This is a genomic window from Pseudomonas sp. HMWF021, assembly GCF_003061005.1.
In the GTDB taxonomy this organism is placed as follows: Bacteria; Pseudomonadota; Gammaproteobacteria; order Pseudomonadales; family Pseudomonadaceae; genus Aquipseudomonas.
Genome location: NZ_QAIK01000099.1, coordinates 1 through 4113 on the forward strand (window position 1 = coordinate 1; position 4113 = coordinate 4113).

The window sequence follows — 4113 nt, forward strand, 5'->3', positions numbered from 1 at the left end:
CATGTCGGTCTGTGTGGAGACGATGTCGCTGATGGTCTGGCGGTTGGTGGCTGTGATGGCGGTGATAGCGGGCAGCAAATGTTCGGCGCGCACGCGGGTAGAGGGCGGCAGGTTCCAGCGATGGAGCAGTGGATTGGAATCGGGCATGGCGTGTTCCATTGAAGTCTGGCGGAAATATCCAGACTAGGCAGGAAGCGCGGGGAGAAGGTGGTAAATAGATACCACCTTTCACCGCTGAAACGGTGAAAGGTGGCGCTGACTCAGTGTTGCTCGTCGGGCTTTTTCTTCAGTTTCGGGTTCGGGAAGAATTGCACCGCTTGAACGTTCTTGTCCGGTGCCGGCTTGTCGAGCGCGCTGGTGTTGACCCGTGTACCCAGCTCTCTGGGCACTGACAGGCCTTGGGCATTCAACGTGTCGGAATAACCGCAAGCCACGCATTCGCGGTGCGGGACATCGTCTTCGCTCCACATCATCAGTTTGTCCGGCTCGCTGCATGCCGGGCAGACCGCCCCGGCGATAAAGCGCTTCTTGGTAATCACAGGTGCCTCACTCATGCTGCCGCGTCCTCACTCAGGCCGCTATGGCGCAAGAGTGCGTCAATCGATGGCTCGCGGCCACGGAAGTCGACGAACAGCACCATCGGTGCCTGCGAACCGCCACGGGCCAGAATCGCTTCACGGAAGGCGCGACCGGTGTCGGCGTTGAGTACGCCGTCCTCTTCGAACTTGGAGAAGGCATCCGCCGACAGCACTTCCGCCCACTTGTAGCTGTAGTAGCCCGCCGCGTAACCGCCGGCGAAGATGTGCGCGAAGCTGTTGGGGAAGCGGTTGTACGCCGGTGGACGCATCACCGACACCTCGTCGCGCACGCCTTCCAGCACTTGCGCCACGCTGCGGCCGTCACCGTGAGTGGCGTGCAGTTCGAAGTCGAACAGTGAGAATTCCAGCTGACGGACCATCATCAACCCGGACTGGAAGTTTTTCGCCGCGAGCATTTTTTCCAGCAGGTCCTGCGGCAGCGGCTCACCGGTTTCGTAATGACCGGAGATCAGCGCCAGGCCTTCCGGCTCCCAGCACCAGTTCTCCATGAACTGGCTTGGCAGCTCGACCGCATCCCATGCCACGCCGTTGATCCCGGAGACACCGGCGTGATCGACACGAGTCAGCAGGTGGTGCAGGCCATGCCCGAATTCGTGGAACAGGGTGGTCACTTCATCGTGGGTCAGCAGCGCAGGCTTGCCGCTGTCTGCCGGGGTGAAGTTGCACACCAGGTTGGCGACCGGGCTTTGCAGCACGCCATCGATGGTGCGACGACGGTCGCGGGCGCCGTCCATCCACGCACCGCCACGCTTGTTGGCGCGGGCATAGAGGTCGAAGAAGAAGCGGCCGACGTGGTGGCCGTTTTCCTTGATTTCGAACAGGCGCACGTCCGGGTGCCAGGTGTCGAAGCCTTTCAGCTCGGCGATTTCGATGCCGTACAGGCGCTGAACGATAGCGAACAGACCGCCGAGGACCTTGTCGATCGGGAAGTAGGCACGCAGGGTTTCCTGAGCGACGCTGTAGCGCTGCTCGCGGAGTTTTTCCCCGTAGAAACCGCTGTCCCAGCTTTGCAGATCGGCGCAGCCCTGTTCGGCGGCGTAGGCGCGCAGCTGCTGCAGGTCCTGCGCGGCGAACGGCTTGCTGCGCTTGGCCAGGTCGCGCAGGAAGCTCAGCACCTGATCGCTGGACTCGGCCATTTTGGTCGCCAGACTCAGTTCGGAGAAACTGGCGAAACCCAAGAGTTTTGCCAGTTCCTGACGCAGGTCGAGGATCTCTTCCATGACCGGGCCGTTATCGTTCTGCCCGGCGTTCGGGCCTTGGTCCGACGCACGGGTGCAGTAGGCGGCGTAGACTTCTTCACGCAGCTTGCGATCCTGGGCATAAGTCATCACCGCGTAGTAGCTCGGGAATTCCAGGGTGATCAGCCAGCCATCGAGGCCCTTGGCCTGCGCAGCGGCAGCCATTTGCGCCTTGGCCGAATCGGTCAGGCCGGCGAGGGCGGCTTCGTCGGTGACGTGCTTGGTCCAGGCCTGTGTGGCGTCGAGCAGTTGGTTGGAGAAGCGACTGCCCAGCTCGGACAGTTTGCTCTGCACTTCGGCGTAGCGCTTCTGTTCGGCTTCCGGCAGGTCGATACCCGACAGACGGAAATCGCGCAGGGCGTGTTCCAGAATGGTTTTTTGCGCCACGTCGAAACCGGCAGCTTCCGGGCTGTTGGCCAAGGCTTCATAAGCCTGGAACAGTTCGCGGTTCTGGCCCATCTCGGTGGAGTAGGCGCTCAGGGCTGGCAGGCACGACTCATAGGCTTCGCGCAGCTCGGCGCTGTTGCACACGGCATTGAGGTGGCTGACCGGGCTCCAGGCAGCGCCGAGGCGATCATTGAGTTCGTCCATCGCCAACACCAGGCCGGCCCAGGTCGGATTATCGACTTGAGTCTTGAGGATTTCGGCGATGGCGGCGCGGTTGTCGGCCAGGATGGTTTCGATGGCCGGCAGCACGTGTTCGGCACGGATCGTGGAGAACGGCGGCAGGTCGTAGGACTGCAGAAGAGGGTTGTTCACGCTCACGGTTGGCACCTTGGCTGGAAGAAACATGCGCCCATCTTAATTACAATCGACACTCACCGCAGCTATCGGCGACAGAGAGAGAACTTATCGTGCCCGTTCGCAAGTACCAGAATCACACCCCGCTACTCGGCAAAGGCGCGTTTGTCGACGCCTCCGCGGTGGTGATCGGCGACGTCGAAATAGGCGAAGACAGCTCCGTGTGGCCGCTGACCGTGATCCGTGGCGACATGCACCGCATCCGTATCGGTGCGCGCACCAGCGTGCAGGACGGCTGCGTGCTGCACATTACCCACGCCGGGCCGTTCAACCCGGACGGTTTCCCGCTGCTGATCGGCGATGACGTGACCATCGCGCACAAGGTCATGCTGCATGGCTGCAGCGTTGGCAGCCGCGTGTTGATCGGCATGGGCAGCATCGTCATGGACGGCGCCGTGGTCGAGGACGATGTGATCATCGGCGCCGGCAGCCTGGTACCGCCGGGCAAACGCTTGGAAAGTGGTTTTCTGTACGTCGGCAGTCCGGTAAGGCAGATCCGCGCGTTGACCGACAAGGAACGCGCCTTCTTCACCTACAGCGCGGCCAACTACGTGAAGCTCAAGGACCTGCATCTGGCCGAAGGCTACGACCAGCTCTGAATTGCCTTACACCTGCACAGGATTTCTCATGCATTACCAGACCGTATTGTTCGACCTCGATGGCACCCTCACCGACCCGCGTGAGGGCATCACCCGTTCCATCCAGTTCGCTTTGAGCAAACTCGGCATCGACGAGCCGGACCTGAGCAAACTCGAACACTTCATCGGCCCGCCGCTGTTGCAGGCGTTCATGCAGTTTTATGGCTTCGATGAGGCCAGGGCCTGGGAGGCGGTGAATTTCTATCGCGAGCGCTTCAAGGTCACCGGCCTGTACGAGAACCGGGTGTTCGACGGTGTTACGCCCCTGCTGGAAACCCTCAGCGGGCAAGGACGACAGCTGTATATCGCGACGTCCAAGCCGTGGGAGTTCGCCCGGGAGATCGCCCGGCACTTCGACTTCGCCAAGCATTTCAAGGTGATCTATGGCAGTGAACTGGATGGCACGCGAACCAACAAGGTCGAGCTGATTGCGCACCTGATGGCTGAAGAAGGGCTGGATCCCGCCACTACGCTGATGATCGGCGATCGCAAGCATGATTTGATCGGCGCGCGCAGCAACGGCGTGGATGCGGCGGCGGTGGGATATGGGTTTGGCAGTTTTGAAGAGTTGAGTGCCGAGGCGCCGGCTTATCACTTTGAAACGCTGGCCGAGCTGCATCAGGCGTTTTTGCGACGCTGATGAGTCGGCCATCGCTGGCAAGCCAGCTCCCACAGGTGAGCAGTGTGCTGAGGTTCACCGCAATCTCTGTGGGAGCTGGCTTGCCAGCGATGAGGCAGGATCTGCCGACATCAACTCAAGATCTCGCTAAAGCTTTCAAGGCCGCTTTACGCTTTTCGACAGGCAAATCCCCCAACTTCTCAACCTCAACATAAAAC

The 4113-nt window shown here is 61.1% G+C and carries 4 protein-coding genes; 2 read left to right on the plus strand and 2 right to left on the minus strand.

Going from position 1 to position 4113, the window contains the following annotated elements; translation table 11 throughout:
* Positions 1-260: 260 nt before the first annotated feature.
* Complete coding sequence (locus DBR18_RS13290; protein ID WP_108590654.1) at positions 261-554, minus strand: YheV family putative zinc ribbon protein; 294 nt, start codon at positions 552-554, stop codon at positions 261-263.
* Entirely contained in the window at positions 551-2602 is a 2052-nt protein-coding gene (gene prlC / locus DBR18_RS13295; protein ID WP_108590657.1) for an oligopeptidase A, read from the minus strand. Before prlC ends, DBR18_RS13290 begins: the two co-directional genes overlap by 4 nt.
* Positions 2603-2691: 89 nt before the next feature.
* Between prlC and DBR18_RS13300 the strand changes: the two genes are divergently transcribed.
* Together DBR18_RS13300 and DBR18_RS13305 are read left to right on the plus strand one after the other, a co-directional pair.
* The gene (locus DBR18_RS13300) at positions 2692-3237 is read left to right on the plus strand and encodes a gamma carbonic anhydrase family protein (protein WP_108590655.1); all 546 of its coding nucleotides are present in this window, start codon (positions 2692-2694) and stop codon (positions 3235-3237) included.
* A 28-nt stretch (positions 3238-3265) separates the two neighbouring features.
* On the plus strand, positions 3266-3916 hold the full coding sequence (locus tag DBR18_RS13305; RefSeq protein WP_108590656.1) for an HAD family hydrolase: 651 nt from the start codon (positions 3266-3268) through the stop codon (positions 3914-3916).
* The last annotated feature ends 197 nt before the right edge of the window (positions 3917-4113 follow it).

Bases quoted from the DNA above. Each gene is read 5' to 3' on its own strand.
- DBR18_RS13290 (WP_108590654.1), bottom strand. From the start codon at position 554: ATGAGTGAGGCACCTGTGATTACCAAGAAGCGCTTTATCGCCGGGGCG.
- DBR18_RS13305 (WP_108590656.1), top strand. From the start codon at position 3,266: ATGCATTACCAGACCGTATTGTTCGACCTCGATGGCACCCTCACCGAC.